This is a genomic window from Methylomonas sp. LL1 (assembly GCF_015711015.1).
Lineage (GTDB): Bacteria > Pseudomonadota > Gammaproteobacteria > Methylococcales > Methylomonadaceae > Methylomonas.
Map to the genome: position 1 here is coordinate 352,582 of NZ_CP064653.1, position 16,314 is coordinate 368,895.

Sequence of the window (16,314 nt, forward strand, 5' to 3'; positions counted from 1 at the left end):
TGAATGGCGGTTAATTGAAGGAACGCTTGGGCGCGGTCCTGATGTGGGTGGAATAAAGGGTCAAGCCGGTAAATGCCAAGCCACCAATCAGATTGCCCAACACAGTGGGGATCTCGTTCCAGATAAAATAATCCGCAATCGAGAAATTGCCGCCCATGATCAAACCGGAAGGAAACAAAAACATGTTAACCACCGAATGTTCGAAGGTCATGCCGAAAAACAGCATGATCGGCATCCACATCGCGATCACCTTGCCGCTGACGGAGGTCGAAATCATCGCCCCCACCACGCCGGTGGACACCATCCAGTTACACAACATGCCGCGAATAAAAATCGTAAACCAGCCGGCGATACCGTATTTGGCATAGCCCAGCGTCCGCGCTTCGCCGATGCCGGCCAGTTTTTTACCGACGGCGTCGGGTTCGACGGAAAAACCGTAAGTAAAGACAATCGACATCATCACCGCCACGGTCAAGGCGCCCAGAAAATTACCGACAAACACCAAACCCCAGTTTCTTAGAATGCCTCCCAGCGTCACGCCCGCGCGTTTATCGATCCAGGCCAGCGGTGTCAACACAAACACGCCTGTCAGAAGATCGAAGCCCAGTAAATACAACATGCAAAAACCGACGGGAAATAAAATGGCACCGAAGATTGGCGAGTTGGTCTGGACGGTAATCGCGACCGCAAATACCGCCGCCAGCGCCAAGATGGCGCCGGCCATATACGCCCTGATCAAGGTATCTCGGGTTGACATGAAGATTTTGGATTCACCCGCGTCGACCATCTTTGTGACAAATTCTGAAGGAATCAGATAGGACATAACTCACCCTTATTAAAGTTAGGAAAGCAGTGAATGAAGGGTTTGGATACCGCTTCATTCGTTTGATTAGGCTTGGGTATGCAAGCTGTGGCCTTCCCTTAAAACGAGCGTCACTTAGTCGTACATTGCGGATGTCCTAACAGGTATCAAGGCAGGATCAATGGACGAATCAAGTTTTAGCCGCCAATTAAAACCAGCGGTTTTTCAACGCCATTGTTGAAGAGAAGATGAGGTGCGCCGTTGCACCGTTGTTTTACCAGCATAGCCCGTGCCAATCATTTTAATCCCGCCGTTTAGCGTGGCGCAGCGAGGTTTAACGAGTCATCACCCGGCATGCTTTGCACCAAAGTAGCTTGTGTTTGCACCAAAACAGGTGCCTGCAAAGTGCGGCCGTATCAATGAGCTGGCGACTTGCAAAGGCGTCCATTGGAAATGCTGATAGCCAAGCTCCTCAAAAGACCTTATCTTCGCCATTAATTTCATGCCAAATCACCATTTAATGTCTTCGATCATTCGCTTCGAGCAGGTTTCAGTGGCCGCTCACGAAAAAATGATTCTTTCCAACATCAGCTTTGCGCTAATGCGGGGAGATAAAGCCGCGTTATGCGGCAAATCCGGCTCCGGCAAAAGTAGCGTGCTGAGAACCATTATGGGACTTCACACCTTGCAATCAGGAACGGTTTATTTTCAGGAACAGCCTTTAACGCCTCTATCCCTTCAGACTGTCCGTAGCGGCATAGCCTACATCGGCCAAGAACCGATGCTGGGGGCCGATGAGGTCAGAGATGCGCTGCTACTGCCTTTTCAATTTAAAGCCCATCACCATCAGCGGCCCAGTGAAAATCAACTGCTTGAGGTTTTACATCGGTTGCGGTTGTCAGCCGATATTTTAAATGCGAAAAGCAGCCGTATTTCCGGTGGCGAAAAACAGCGCATTGCACTGGCACGGGGTCTGTTATTAGATAAAAAACTGTACTTGCTGGACGAAGTCACCAGCGCGCTGGACATGGAAAGCAAACAAGCTGTTTTCGATGTTTTCTCCGATCCTCAATTTACTGTTCTGTCGGTCACTCATGATCAGGATTGGATGGAGCGCAGTGATAGCGTTTTTGAACTGGAAGCAGGTCATCTGATTAAGCTGGGGCGCCATGGAAACACTTGATATTGCATTACCACGGATGGCGATCCTCTACGCTCTGTGTTTGATACCCTGGTTTATGCTCTGGCTGATCGGTTTGCGATTAAGCCGGGATATTGGCGTCGGCATGCTGCGGATGACTATTCAGTTAGCGCTGGTTGGTATCTATTTAAAAGCGCTGTTCGACCTGAACGAGCCTTGGCTGAACGGATTATGGATACTGATCATGCTGATTGTCGCTGATCTGAGTATTCTCCGGCGAGCGGGCATTAAAGCGCGCTATTTTGCACTAGCCACTTTTATGGCAATTGGATCAAGCATATTGTTCGCCACCGCCTATCTGGTGGCTCTGGTTATTCAGCCTGCTCATTTTTACGATGCCCGCTATGTTGTACCGTTGGCCGGTATGATCCTTGGTAACTGTTTGCAAGGAAACGTCATCGCGCTGGAACGCTTCTATTCGGCATTGCGCAAAAACGAAAATGAATACGTGACCTTTCTGATGCTGGGAGCGACACGTTGGGAAGCTGTCCGCCCTTATTTTCGAGATGCGGTTAAAGCGGCGATCAACCCTACCATCGCCAACATGGCAACGATGGGATTGGTTTCGCTGCCGGGCATGATGACAGGACAAATCCTGGGTGGCAGCGAACCGTGGTTGGCAGTGAAATACCAAATCGCCATCATGATCTGTATTTTTACCGGCACCACAATCGCTTGCATCATCAACCTGAAGCTCAGTTTGAAAATTGCATTCAACGAATTTGATGTGTTGAAAGATGAAGTTTTTGATCGCTGTTGATAATCTTTGACCAAGCTTTTTCATCGTGAATGCAGGCCCCGTAAGCTCGTGGCATCACAGCAACCTTTCTATCAAGCCGGACAACCTTCCATTTTGTAAATGAAGTAACCCTGACGATTAATCGTTTCAATCACGTCAACCGGTGCCTGTTGAGTGTGGCAAAAACGGCATTCCTTGCTGGACACTATCGCGTCGCTTTCGCCGATTGAAGTCAGCCACTGTTTGGCATATTGAATGGCTTGCTCGCTGTCTTTGCGGGCGGTGAATACATCAAAGTGCATGACATGGTTGTCGCGCCCTTTAACATAGGTGTCGTAAACGTGGATTTCCATCAAAAACTCCCAGGTGAAAAGGTAAAAAATCAGCTCACATTACTAAAGCAGTGGCCAAATAAGCGACACCCAATACGGTGGAAAATAGCCGCAATTTGTAGGGCAAGGTCAACGAAAGCCAATACATCTGCAATTCGGTTTTTCGGCGTAGCCAAGCCTGCTGCACGAACTGTTTTAAAACCGCATAAAAGCGCGGTAAGCACCGGCTCAACCAGAACAACATTCCGCAGCCAAGCAGAAACAGGATATAAAAGGTGACGATCTGGCTGCCATGGCGCGAGGTATGAAAAAAATGCTCCACGGTATGCTCGATTCCCAGTTCCAGCCATTCAAAAGCGAAATGCAGCATCTCAAACAGCAGATGCAGCAGGCTGAGGAAGAGATCCAACGTCACATCGTACAGGGCGAGGGTCAATACAACGATCGCCGCAATGATTAAATCAAAATGCTCTTTAATCATGTCAATACCTGAAGGTTTGGCTTTGGAAATTGTCTGACAATGTCAGTGCAAACATGGCGAGATGACGGATTTACATCCGTCATCCACAGAGATCCGCAAGATCGTTCCCCTTGGGGTGAAAACGCCTCAACGGATTCGGTGAAATTCTATACTAATATCGAATCGATATATAAAAGTTTTTCATCGTTTCCTCGCTGGAGCGCCCCAAGCCAGCACAGACAACCATCATGAATAGATGCCGCTACATCGTCGCGGAACCGGACAAGCCTGACTTTATGATTTGCATGGTCGTCGAATGGCTGGGGGGCATAAATATGATTGAGCGATACATTGAAGGTATTGGACGTATGTTTTTTGACAATGAAAATTTAGTCAAACATGTTGACAATAAATCTATTGCTTATTACGATGGCAACATATTTATTGTCAGGAGTCCTTTATGCCTCAATATCAGCCTTTACACGATGTACTTGAAACGCTTACCGATCGTTTGACAAGTGGCGAGCATGTCATTCTCAGTGGTCATCGCCGTATTGGCAAAACCCAGTTGATGCAACATCTGGAAGCCAATGCTCCTGATGCTTTTCTGCCCACTTATTTGATCGTCGAGTCGTCGGATACTGTCGACGAGTTTTATCGCAAGCTGATTTCTCATTTAGTAGACCAAAGCTTTTTGAGCCGATGGGATTCGCTGGGATGGAGTATCACCAGTCGCTTCAAAAGTATCAATATCCAAGAACTGGGCAAGAGTGTACGTTTCGGCGACGCCAAGGCGCTGGATTATCACGCCGAGTTTTGCCGTTTACTGGAAAATCTGGAGCCGGGCCGCCCCATCGTGTTGATGTTGGACGAATTTCCACAGACGTTGGAAAACATCCGCGAAAACGAAGGGGTGCCGCAAGTGCGCAAGTTGCTGACCACCCAGCGCGAATTGCGCCAAGGGCCGCGTTATAAAGGCAAAATCCAATTTCTCTATGCCGGTTCCATTGGCTTGCAGAACGTAGTGGAAGGTATGGGATTTACCAAACACATCAACGATTTGCGCGAAGTTAAAATGCGTCCGTTCCGGCGCGATGAGGCATTGAGTTATACCCAGTGTTTGTTGCGGCGAAAAGGACTGCAAGCCGACGATGCTTGGTTGGAAACGTTGTTGGATCGTGTCGATTGGTTGGCGCCGTTCTACATCAGTTTGCTGATCGACGAACTCCATGCATCTCCGCTCGAAGAAAAGCATATCGACGAGGCCTTTCAAGCCATGATCGGCCATCGCCACAACTTCGAGCATTGGCACAACCGCCTGAAACCGCAAGCGCTAAGCAAAGAAGAATACCGCTTCTGTAAAACCCTGCTCAGTTTGGCGGCCGATCCTGATCGCCTTGGTATCGATTACGGTGAGGCTTGTAATTTGGCCGTACAACACGATGTCATGGATGAAGTGTCACGTTTGCTGAATATCTTGCAACACGATGGCTATCTGGCTCGCGACGAGCAAAACCGTTTCAGATTCATTTCACCGGTGCTGCGCGCCTGGTGGTGGAAAGAAATCGCCAACTGACCGGAGCTCAAAGATGAAAGTTGCCGCCATTTATAACCCCCAGGAAATGCAGGAAGACTTGTTCGTCGAACGCTTCGTGGTGCGCCGCGATACCTTGGCGGAACTGCTCCAACGCATTCGCGAAACCGGGCCCAACCAATTTTTCAAACACACCATCATTCAGGGTTTGCGCGGCCAGGGTAAAACCACCTTGCTGCGCAAATTGTCGATTTGCGTTCGCGACGATACCGAGTTATCGCCCTGGCAGATTCCGGTGTTATTTCGAGAGGAGGAATATTCGGTCACCTCTTTATGCCGTTTGTGGGAACTGGTCGCCGAGCATTTGGCCGACCAACCTGAGTTTGAGACATTGCCGGATCAATATGAAGAAGCTTACCAGTCGCCGCACTACGAAAAGGATTGTTTCTCTATCCTGGGCGATGCGTTGCAAAAGACCGACAAAACCGTCTTGCTGTTGATCGACAATCTGGGAGAAATGCTGGGCAAATTCGATTTGCGCGACCAGCAACGTTTGCGGGAAATATTGCAAACCAGCCGCCGTATTCGCATCGTCGGCGCCTCGGCCGTGATGCTGGAACAGCATTACGATCAGGGTAAACCGTTTTTCCAGTTTTTCACGATGAAAACCCTGGATGGCCTGAATCGAGGAGAAACCCACGAATTGCTGTTAGGCCTGGGTGATCCTGAACAGACCGCAAAAATGCGGGAAATTCTGGAGACCAAGCCCGGCAAGGTGGAAGCCTTGCGCCGCCTGACAGCCGGCGTGCCGCGTACCATGATTCTATTATTCGAGATTTTTCTGGATGACCACGGCAGCGCTTTGGACGATCTGGAAGCATTGTTGGACCGGGTCACGCCGTTGTACAAGCATCGTTTGGACGACTTGCCTGTACAGCAACAGGCTATCGTTCATGCCATCGCTTTGGGTTGGGACGCGATGTCTACCAAGGAAATTGCCGCCAAAACCCGTTTGCCCAGCAAACAGGTGTCGGCACAATTGAGCCAACTGGAAAAAAACCGCCTGATCCGCCGCATCCCAACTTCGACCAAGAATCATCTCTACCAACTGGAAGAGCGCTTCTTTAATATCTGGTGCCTAATGCGGCTGGGGCGTAAAAACGACAAGCAACGGGCGATTTGGTTGGTTAAGTTTTTGGAAAGCTGGTGCGACGAGCAGGAGTTGGCTGAACGCGCCGAGCGGCATATGGATGCGCTGAGGGATGGCAAGTTGGTGCCTCGTCATGCTTTGTTGTGGAGCCAAGCTTTGGCTCAATGCTTGCGCGACCTCGATCTGCAACAACGAATGCTAGATACGACGAGGGAGTTTGTTCCCCAGATTGCCGAGAGTTTGCCGGAGTCTGATCGGGAATTATTTCTTAAAGGTGGTGAGGCATTTAAACGAGGTGATTTGAAGGATGCGTTGAAACGGGTTTTGCCGTTGGCAGAAAAGGGTTATCCAGCAGCTATGAGTGGTGTGGGCTTGATATATCAAGAGCAAGGTAAGGTTGAACATGCAGAACAGTACTATTTGAAAGCCATTGAAAATGGGGCTATCGGTAGCATGTTTGGTTTAGCTAACTTGTACCGAGATCAAAAAAAGTTTGAACAGGCTGAAAAGTATTATTTGATGGCGGTCGAAAACGGGCACTCTAAAGCCATGATTAATCTTGCCGCAACGTACGAGGATCAAGACAACTTGGAAAAAGCTGAGCATTACTACGCAAAGGCGGCTAATGAAGGTAGTGTCGAAGCTATGTTCGATTTATCGTTTTATTACTTAATGAATGGAAAGCAGCCGCGGGAAGCCCTGGCGCTGCTCCGTAAAGTCGCCGAAACGGAGCCGGAGGCTGTTTCAAAAAGGTTGTTTGGCTTGGTGACTCTGTGGAACGAAGAGTACCTTGAGGCTCTTTCTGTCATTGATATGGAGTTGGCCAATCTCGCAGGGGAAGATGAGGAGATGACGATATTAGTTTCCATGTTAGTTATGATGTTGGCCGCCAAAGGACAAACCGCATTTGCGTTGAAATTATTCGAAGACGAACGTTATCGGCATTTGAATCTCAAGGAACGCCTCAAACCCTATTACTACGCCATCCTGCAGGAAATCGGCGAATCCCGCCGCGACGAGGCTTTGCGCATGGGGCCGGAATTGGAGCAAACCGTCGCCGAAATCCGAACCAATATCGAAGGCTTTAGGTTGCAATATCGTTTGCCGCCCACCGAATCATCCGATGCAAAAGCCGTATAATCGCCCCTTTTTTTCACTGGTATCAAGATCCGGCTTGGATACCCAATCTTGGAAGCTCTTGCTTCCTGTCCCATAAAGAAAGCTGGAGCTTTCAAGGCTCAGTTACCAAGCTGGAGCTTGGTAACTAGTGTAAAGCTCATATAAAACCTCTCCTTCACCCCTTATAATGCCCACCTTTTTACGATATTCACCGCCCCATGTCCGTCCACGACAACCTGAAACAACTCGCCAAAAATCTCCACGACTGCATGAGCATCGACCGCCACGGCTTGAAAAGGCAACTGGATCGTTTGCGTAGCGAGGCGGGTAGGGGGAAGGACATCGCGGCGGGCTTGCAGCAAGTTTCCGGCAAGATCGAGCGTTCGGTGAGCCGCCGCAACCAGCGCCGCGCTTCGGTGCCGGTGATCAACTATCCGGACTTGCCGGTCAGCGGCAAGAAGGACGAGATCGCCGAGTTGATCAAAAACAATCAGGTGACCATCGTCTGCGGCGAGACCGGTTCCGGCAAGACTACGCAGTTGCCGAAGATTTGTCTGGAGATAGGCCGGGGCATTAGCGGCTTGATCGGTCACACCCAACCGCGCCGGATCGCCGCCCGCACTGTGGCCGACCGCATCGCCGAGGAACTGGGCCAGACTATCGGTCAGGCGGTGGGTTACAAGGTGCGCTTCCACGATCAGACCCATCCCAATTCACTGGTCAAACTAATGACCGACGGTATTCTGCTGGCCGAGTCGCAGAACGATCCCTATCTGAATCAGTACGACACCATCATCATCGACGAGGCGCACGAGCGCAGCCTGAATATCGACTTCCTGCTGGGTTATTTGTGCTGGCTGCTGCCGAAACGGCCCGATCTGAAGGTGGTCATCACCTCGGCGACCATCGATCCCGAGCGTTTCGCCAAGCATTTCGGCAATGCGCCGATTGTGAATGTCTCCGGCCGCACCTATCCGGTGGATGTGCGTTACCGGCCCATCGAATTGATAGAGGAAGACGACGAAACCGACGCCGATTTGCAGCAGGCTATCCTGGATGCGGTCGACGAGTTGTACCGGGATTTGCGCGGCGACATTCTGATTTTCCTAAGCGGCGAGCACGAGATACGCGAGACCACCGAGTCCTTGCGCAAGTCGCAGCACAATGCCCGTTACGACGTGTTGCCGCTGTATTCCAAACTCAGTGTCGCCGAGCAGGAGCGGGTGTTCAAGCCCAGCGGTAACAAGCCGCGTATCGTGCTGGCGACCAACGTCGCCGAGACTTCGCTGACCGTGCCCGGCATCCGTTGCGTGATCGATTCCGGCCACGCCCGCATCAGCCGGTACAGCCATAAGAGCAAGATTCAGCGTTTGCCGATAGAACGCATCTCGCAGGCCAGCGCCAACCAAAGGGCGGGGCGCTGCGGACGGGTGGCGGAGGGCATCTGTATTCGGCTATATTCCAAGGAAGATTATATTGCCCGGCCGGAATTTACCGAACCGGAAATCTTGCGCACCAATCTGTCGTCAGTGATCTTGCAGATGGCGGCGCTGAAGCTGGGCGACATCGAGGATTTCCCGTTCATCGAGCCGCCCGACGACAAGATGATACGCGACGGCAAGAGCGCGTTGTTCGAAGTCGATGCGCTGGATAAACAAGGTCAGCTGACCGACACCGGCCGGCAATTGGCGAAGATTCCGACCGACCCCAAGCTGGCGCGGATGCTGCTTTCCGCCGCCGAACTGGCGTCGTTGAGCGAGGTGGCGATTATTGTTTCGGCCTTGAGCATTCAGGACCCGCGCGAAAAGCCGGCCGATAAGATGCCGCAGGCCGAAGCCAAGCATGCCCAGTTCAAGGCCGAGGATTCCGACTTCCTGAGCCTGTTGAATCTGTGGAATGCCTTCGAAGAACAAAAAAAACATTTGTCCAACAGCAAGCTACGCAAATATTGTCAGGATAATTTCCTGTCCTATATCCGCATGCGCGAGTGGTACGACATTCACGCCCAGATCATGCAGGTGGCGCGCGGCGACTTGAAGCTGAAGTTCAACGATAATCCGGCCAATTACGAGCAGATTCATTGCGCGCTGTTGCCGGGCTTGTTGTCCAACATCGGTTTCCGCCACGAGCAATACGAATATCTGGGTGCGCGCGGTTTGAAGTTCTTTATCTTCCCCGGTTCCGGCCAGCATAAGGCCAAGCCGAAATGGATCATGGCCGCCGAACAGGTGGAAACCAGCAAGGTTTACGCTCGCACCGTCGCCAAGGTTGAGCCGGAATGGATAGAGGCCGCCGCCCAGCATCTGGTCAAGCGCAATTATTACGACCCGCATTGGGAGAAGAACGCCGGCCGCAGCGGCGTCTTCGAGCGCACCTTGTTGTACGGTTTGACCTTGCAGGCCAAGCGCAAGGTGCCTTACGAGAATGTCGACGCCAAGGCCGCGCGGGAGATGTTCATCCGCCATGCCTTGGTCAACCACGATTATCACAGCAATGCGCCGTTCTTCAAGGCCAACGAAAAGCTGCTGGAAGAGGTGGGTTATATCCAGCATAAGGGCCGCCGCGTCGATTTGATCGAGGACGAGGAATGGCTGTATCAGTTTTACGACAAAAAACTGCCGGCCGAGGTGGTCAGCGGTATCACGCTGGACCAATGGCGCAAGAAGGTCGAGCGGGATAATCCGAAGATTTTGTTCCTGACCAAGGAAGACCTGACTCGCCACGACGACGGCAAGATCAACGATTGGGATTTTCCAGACAGTAAGAAGCTCGGCGATTTGACGATCGAATTGCATTACCGCTTCGAGCCCGGCCACGACGAGGACGGCGTCACGGCCATCATTCCGGTGCATCAGCTTAACCAGATCAGGCAAGCACCTTTCGACTGGTTGGTGCCTGGCATGTTGGAGGAAAAGGTGGTGGCGCTGATCAAGTCCTTGCCCAAGCACTTACGCAAGCATTTCGTGCCGGTGCCGAACACTGCCAAGGCTTGTCTGGAGATCGAACCGGATTTCAAGGGTTCGTTGTTCGAATGGTTGAGCAATCGGTTGCGTAAGCTGACCGGCGAAGCGATTCCTCTGAACGAATGGCAGCCGGAGACCTTGCCCGATCATTTGAAGATGAACTTCCGGGTGGTCGACGATCAAGGCAAGGCATTGGGTTACGGACGTAATCTTGCCAAGCTGCAAGCCGATTACGCGACCAAGGCCGGCGATAGTTTCGACAAGCTGGCGCAAGAAGAATTGAATCATACCGGCTGCATTACCTGGGCTTTCGACGACTTGCCGGAAACCATGCAGTTCATGCAGAAGGGCCAGACTTTCATCGGCTATCCGGCCATCGTCGACGAGGGCGAGACGGTCGGCGTCAAAATATTGGAAACCCAGCACAAGGCCGAGTTGGCGCATTTCGACGGCTTGACCAAGTTGTTTCAACTGCAATGCCGCAAGGATGCCCAATATCTGGTCAAGAACAGCGGCGTGGCGCCGGCGCTGCAACTGGCCTACAACCAGTTGCCCAAGCATCCGTTGATAAAGGATAGGCCGGGCGGCGATTTCAAGAGCGATTTTTTATTTGCGATTTTCAGCGGTGTGTTTGTCGAGGCTGGGGCGATACGCAGTCAGCAGCAGTTCGAGGCGGCGTTGGCGGCGAAAAAATCCATGCTGGTGACGGCCGGCAATCAAGTCGGCAAGCAGGTCACGGAAATCATGGCAAACTATCAGCATGTCAAACAGCGCTTGAAGCAGTCTTCGGTCAATCCTGTTTTACGGGGTGATGTGGAAAATCAACTGGATTTGTTGTTATACGGCGGCTTTATTCGGCATACGCCGTTGGCGCAATTGCAAGCCATGCCTCGCTATCTGAAGGCGATTGAGTGCCGTCTCGACAAACAAAAACCAGATTCGGCCGAAATCCAGGGTTTACAGCGCCTGTGGCAACGTTATTGGCAGCATGTGCAAAAACAGCTGAAAACCGCCCAGCCTCGGCCCGAGCGGGAGCCTTTCCGCTGGAATTTGGAGGAACTGCGGGTCTCGCTATTTGCCCAGCAATTGAAAACCGCTTATCCGGTTTCGGTGCAGCGTTTGGAAAAGCTATGGAACGAAAAGTTTTAAAGAGGCTCTTAATGTTGATTTAAACCCTTGGGTAGGACGATATGATACCAATTAGAGATTCGATACCTTGCAACATCAAGCCGTATGTGACTTGGGCTATCATGGTCATCTGTACATTGGTGTTTTTAGCGATGTTGCTGATGCCGAATCATATGGCGCAGCACTTCCTGCATTTATACGGTATGGTGCCGATACGTTACACCAATCCGCAATGGGCTCAGCATTTCGGTTTGCCGCCGGATCATTATCTGTCATTCGTCACCAATCTTTTCCTGCATGGCGGCTGGGGGCACATCGCCGTCAATCTGATGTTTTTATGGATATTTGCCGACAATATCGAAGACTTGATGGGGCATGGCCGCTTCATCGTGTTTTACTTGTTGTGCGGAGTATTGGCCACCTATGCGCAATGGTATTTTTCGCAAAATCTGGTGGTGCCGGTGGTTGGCGCATCCGGGGCGATTGCGGGTGTGTTGGGTGCGTATTTTTTTCGCTTTCCTTATGCCAGAGTCGTTATTCTGGTGCCGATTTTGTTTTTTCCGCTGTTTTTCGAAATTCCGGCGATTGCCTTTCTCGGCGTTTGGGTCATCCTGCAACTGCAGGAACTCAGTACCGCTGCACTGTTTCCGGGTATGAGCACCAATTCGGCATGGTGGGCGCATCTGGGCGGATTTGTGGCGGGCGCGGTATTACACCCGCTATTTATCGAAAAAGTCAGTGTGCTTGAAATCGACGCCGAAACCACCGAATAGAGGTTGCATTGGGCCTTTTCTGGCAAAAAAAGAAGTCATCCACGGGGCTTTTATTTTATAATGCGCGCCAGTCCACGGCTGGAAACCGGAGTTAATCAATGCCGTCGTCGCCGTAAACAGATTACTTAATTGACCCGAGAAATATAAATCATGAAAAACCTTAATGTTGCATTGGTAAGGCTGCTGCAGTTTGTAGTATTCGCATTGTTCACGTTCATCGTGTTGGTGTATTTCGGCACCATGATCCTGTTGCCGTTGGATATTGTGGTATTGATTACCAAGGCCCTGCATTTACTGGGTATCGGCACCTTGTTCGGCGCCATCCTGGCCGTGCCGGTGGTGGCTTATCTGGGCAAGATTGTTTACAACACGCCGGGTCTGATTCAAATGATCATCGAAGGCGGTATTGATCTGGTAAATACCGGCAAACAACGGGTTGAAGCTTTTAACAAATTCGCCGTCCCGGCCAAATAAGAATTCTGCAAATCAAAAAAGGGGCTGTTTAGCCCCTTTTTTTATGCTCGTTTTTCGTCGAGATTCGAATCGGCCAGTCATTGTTTAAACCAGCGATTGAAATAATCCTAGGCCGGATTTAATAACCTTTGCCGTTTGTTGGCCATTCCACGTTTAGCCAACGGTTGTTCCTTGACGGCTAAGAATTCAGGTCGGCCTTTTTCGCCACTGCGGGCAAAATCGGATTCCAAGGCCTGTTTGACGGTTGCGGCCGGTATTTGCAAGGTGTTAGTCATGCCGGTGTAGAGCAGTTCGAACAAGCGTTTCAACGCGATTTTCCAGGTGCTGCCGCCGGCGGCGTACAAGGCATCGCTTAATTGTAAAAAACGGGCAAAGGGCTGGTCGGCAAGAATGATCGGCAGCGTGGCGCCGAACCGGCCCGAATTGCCGATTAAATCCCAGTAACGGGCGAAGCGGTTGATGCGTTGCATATCGGCAAAACTGATGTCGCCGGTGCTGAGGATGGAATAAGGCGGATTGGGATCGTAGCGCATCCGATAACTGTCGTTATGCCGGTTGATCGGAGCGCCTCGCAAGCGTTTCAGGATGCCGACTTGAATTTCTTGAGGGTTCAACCCAACCAGTCTGTCAAAGCCGCGGCCAAATCCTTCGAGGGTATCGCCCGGCAGGCCGGCAATCAGATCGGCGTGTATGTGGGCGTTCGAATGTTGCCGTAGCCAGCCTAGATTGGCTTGGGTTTTATCATTGTCCTGTTTGCGGCTAATACGCTGTTGAATCACCGGGTCGAAGCTTTGTACCCCTACTTCAAATTGCAGGCTGCCGGCCGGAAACTGTTGTATCACTTGCTTTAACCGATCGGGCAGATTGTCCGGTATCACTTCGAAATGCAGATATAAGTCGTCCGTCATTTTCCGCAGGAAAAACTCCAATATAGCCACGCTGTTGTCGACTTTGAGATTGAAGGTGCGGTCGATGAATTTGAAATTCCTGGCGCCGCGTTGATACAGATTATCCATCTGCCGCAAGAAATCCGGCAAGGCAAACGGTTTGGCGGTGGTGTCCAGGGAAGATAGGCAAAATTCGCATTTGAACGGACAGCCACGCGAGGCTTCGACATAAACGATGCGTTGCTTTAAGTCGGTGTCGGTGTAATAAGGATAGGGCGTCGCCAGCGCGTCCAAAGTCACGGTTTCACCGCTGACGATTTTTTGCTCGGGTGCTTGGCCGGACAGGATTTGCCCGCATAGCCGAGGAAAACTGATTTCGCCGTGGCCGGTGATGATGTAATCGGCCAGATTGGCGACATCTGGTAAATCCGGCGGGTGGCTGACTTCGGGTCCACCCAATATCACGCGTATTTCCGGCGCGACTTGTTTCAAAATTGCCACGATGGCGCTTATTTCGGCCACATTCCAGATATAAACGCCCAGACCAATGATTAGAGGTTGCTGTTGCAACAGTTGTTCGGCTATATCGATCGGACGTTGTTGAATGCCGAACTCCAGTATCCGGGTGTCGGGTTGCAAATCGCCCATGTTGGCGTAGAGATAACGAAGGCCAAAAGCTGTGTGGATATAGCGGGCGTTGAGGGTGCCGAGAACAATGCGTGTCATGCCGGTTTGTGGGCGTTAGGCTGCTGAAAAGGCGGTCAGCATAGCATTGATTGGCTTTAGTTAAGTATTTCGGATTAGCTTCCCTGCGGATATGACAATCCTCCCATGAAACATCGCTCGAAAGTCATGGCGGTTCAGATAGGACTGCTCCTTGAATTGATATAGCCGCTTTACCTCGCAACTTGCAAAGCACCATGCTCATTAACCTGCAGTTTAAGTTTCGGTTGACTGTCTGATGGCTTGTTCAAATTCCCAGTGGCAAAACAGCGGCATCTCGTGGCCAAAGGAAGCGTCATGGCTTAAGGTCCAGATATTGGCAATACACCATCGATCGAATACCCTGACACTACCATCGTTAAACTGGCCATATAGCAGGGTCATGCTGCCTTCATCTTCAAGCTGATGGTTTTCAACCACCATTTTGAATAATAACCCCATTATCAACAGTACATCGGCATAGTGCATTTGAACCTTGACTTTGGATAGGTAGTAGCTGTCGCCGGTGTAAAAGGCTGGTTCGGTTTTAACGCAGCCAATCACATCGAATTGGCACTGGCATTTGTCTAAATAACGATTTAAAAGGTTGTCGGTTACTTCGAATGTGGTGTTGAAATCAGCGAAGAAAAAATAACGGTATTCCTTGTCGTTGGGCGGGAACGGTGTTTTGGCGTCTGTCCAAGGGATGAAGACGTTGATGTTTCTCAATGGATCGACATAATGCTCGCCGATCAGCATTTCATTTTCGGAAAACTCATAGGTTTTAAATTCGTAGGGGAAAAGATCTTCGAGTTTACGATAAAAATCCGCTATGTCTTTTTTGTTGATAACGAACATGTTGTATCGCTTGTTCAGAACCATGTTTTGAATTGCGGGGCAATTTGCCCTTATTGTGGATTCTGATAGTTCAACGTCATGCGTCAAATAATCATGAGCCAGCCAAAGATATGTTTTTTCCATCTTAGTGCCCCTTATCGTTTGCCAAGTAGTTTTTTTATTGCTGGCGGGATTGTGCCTTTTGCCGATCATTTTAGTTCTAATACTAGCGCGGCTGCCGGATGTCAAGGATGTTGATGGTGCCGGGTTTGAGTTGAGCCGATTTAAAGCTATTTTCGAATTTTTCCGACCTGTCGACGATGGAATGGTTTCACCGGGACAAACCCCTTGCTGGATGATGGATGCAACCTATCGCGAGAACTAATTCGCCAGTCTGAACTTAAAGCCGGCGGTATTGTCAAGCTACTAGAATAAGTTTCCTACTCGGGTCGATCAAGTACGTAGACCTACATATTTATTCCTAACGGCTAATCAGGTAAAAGCGGAAGGTGTTTTTGTTTAAATACGAGGGCACGATTTCCATTGTTTCTCGCGGCACCCAGCGTTTTTCATCATCCAACAAAACTAGGGAGCACTGACATGAAAAAAGTATTTTTAATATTTGTGATTCTGTTGTTTTTTACTACTCTGCTTCACGCAGCCGAACACAATCCCAATACACCATCCAAGAACTTGCCGCAACGCATGAAAGAGATTTTGCCATACGCGGTCGATCAGACCGTGCAAACCTATTCCAAAACAGTTCATGGCGGCGTGCAGCATCTGGTTGCCAAATCGGCCGACGATACCTTGCAAATTAAGTTAATCAGAGACCATCTGCGGAAAATGGCCGAACAATTTAGAAACGGGGATTTTTCCTTACCGGAACGTTTGCATGGTGCCGATATGCCAGGGCTGGCTCAACTGAAATTGGCAAAACCCGACGATATAAGATTCGATTATAAGCCGTTGGAGAAAGGCGGGCAGATTCATTATTCGAGCGAATATCCGCAATTTGTCGGGGCGCTGCATGAATGGATCGATGCGCAAAATAGCGAACACGGCAATCCGGTACTACCCGGTCATGCTCAACATCATTCGACGACGGCGGAATAAGATTAGCGTAAGTTTTATCTAACCGGCGGAAATTGATAAGGCGGTATTGATAAAGGCGTCCACGAAAAACACTAAAGAAATCGCCCAGTTCATCTAT

Annotated in this window: 14 protein-coding genes; 8 read left to right on the top strand and 6 right to left on the bottom strand. The window is 50.5% G+C overall.

Annotated features, from left to right (window positions below; translation table 11 throughout):
- Positions 1-10 precede the first annotated feature (10 nt).
- Positions 11-823 (bottom strand): formate/nitrite transporter family protein, encoded by an 813-nt coding sequence (locus IVG45_RS02110; RefSeq protein WP_196436250.1) that lies wholly within the window; start codon positions 821-823, stop codon positions 11-13.
- 324 nt (positions 824-1,147) lie between these two features.
- Complete coding sequence (locus IVG45_RS02115) at positions 1,148-1,306, bottom strand: hypothetical protein (RefSeq protein ID WP_196436251.1); 159 nt, start codon at positions 1,304-1,306, stop codon at positions 1,148-1,150.
- 16 nt (positions 1,307-1,322) lie between these two features.
- Here IVG45_RS02115 and IVG45_RS02120 point away from each other — a divergent pair, with 16 nt between their 5' ends.
- Together IVG45_RS02120 and IVG45_RS02125 are read left to right on the top strand one after the other, a co-directional pair.
- A complete protein-coding gene (locus tag IVG45_RS02120) occupies positions 1,323-1,985 on the top strand; it encodes an ABC transporter ATP-binding protein (protein WP_196436252.1) in 663 nt (220 codons plus the stop codon).
- Positions 1,972-2,763, top strand: a complete 792-nt coding sequence (locus IVG45_RS02125) for an ABC transporter permease (protein WP_196436253.1) — start codon at positions 1,972-1,974, stop codon at positions 2,761-2,763. The genes IVG45_RS02120 and IVG45_RS02125 overlap by 14 nt, the downstream gene beginning before the upstream one ends.
- Positions 2,764-2,834: 71 nt before the next feature.
- On the opposite strand, the gene IVG45_RS02130 is transcribed toward IVG45_RS02125, so the two are convergent.
- Together IVG45_RS02130 and IVG45_RS02135 are read right to left on the bottom strand one after the other, a co-directional pair.
- Positions 2,835-3,095, bottom strand: a complete 261-nt coding sequence (locus tag IVG45_RS02130) for a DUF2024 family protein (RefSeq protein ID WP_196436254.1) — start codon at positions 3,093-3,095, stop codon at positions 2,835-2,837.
- 34 nt (positions 3,096-3,129) lie between these two features.
- A complete protein-coding gene (locus tag IVG45_RS02135) occupies positions 3,130-3,555 on the bottom strand; it encodes a hypothetical protein (RefSeq protein WP_196436255.1) in 426 nt (141 codons plus the stop codon).
- A gap of 439 nt (positions 3,556-3,994) precedes the next feature.
- Here IVG45_RS02135 and IVG45_RS02140 point away from each other — a divergent pair, with 439 nt between their 5' ends.
- From IVG45_RS02140 to IVG45_RS02160, 5 genes are all read left to right on the top strand, one after another.
- Positions 3,995-5,110: an AAA family ATPase gene (locus IVG45_RS02140; RefSeq protein ID WP_196436256.1), complete on the top strand. Its 1,116-nt coding sequence runs from the start codon at positions 3,995-3,997 to the stop codon at positions 5,108-5,110.
- Positions 5,111-5,123: 13 nt separating this feature from the next.
- Positions 5,124-7,358, top strand: coding sequence for a tetratricopeptide repeat protein (locus IVG45_RS02145; protein ID WP_196436257.1), 2,235 nt, complete (start codon positions 5,124-5,126; stop codon positions 7,356-7,358).
- Between the two features lie 197 nt (positions 7,359-7,555).
- Entirely contained in the window at positions 7,556-11,449 is a 3,894-nt protein-coding gene (gene hrpA / locus IVG45_RS02150; protein WP_196436258.1) for an ATP-dependent RNA helicase HrpA, read from the top strand.
- Positions 11,450-11,490: 41 nt separating this feature from the next.
- Positions 11,491-12,201 (top strand): rhomboid family intramembrane serine protease, encoded by a 711-nt coding sequence (locus IVG45_RS02155; protein WP_196436259.1) that lies wholly within the window; start codon positions 11,491-11,493, stop codon positions 12,199-12,201.
- Between the two features lie 150 nt (positions 12,202-12,351).
- A complete protein-coding gene (locus tag IVG45_RS02160; protein ID WP_196436260.1) occupies positions 12,352-12,675 on the top strand; it encodes a hypothetical protein in 324 nt (107 codons plus the stop codon).
- Between the two features lie 107 nt (positions 12,676-12,782).
- Here IVG45_RS02160 and IVG45_RS02165 read toward each other — a convergent pair whose 3' ends face one another.
- Together IVG45_RS02165 and IVG45_RS02170 are read right to left on the bottom strand one after the other, a co-directional pair.
- Positions 12,783-14,288: a B12-binding domain-containing radical SAM protein gene (locus IVG45_RS02165; RefSeq protein ID WP_196436261.1), complete on the bottom strand. Its 1,506-nt coding sequence runs from the start codon at positions 14,286-14,288 to the stop codon at positions 12,783-12,785.
- A gap of 213 nt (positions 14,289-14,501) precedes the next feature.
- Positions 14,502-15,314, bottom strand: coding sequence for a hypothetical protein (locus IVG45_RS02170; protein ID WP_196436262.1), 813 nt, complete (start codon positions 15,312-15,314; stop codon positions 14,502-14,504).
- Between the two features lie 387 nt (positions 15,315-15,701).
- On the opposite strand from IVG45_RS02170, the gene IVG45_RS02175 reads away from it, so the two are divergent.
- Entirely contained in the window at positions 15,702-16,217 is a 516-nt protein-coding gene (locus IVG45_RS02175; RefSeq protein ID WP_196436263.1) for an aspartate carbamoyltransferase, read from the top strand.
- Positions 16,218-16,314: the final 97 nt, after the last annotated feature.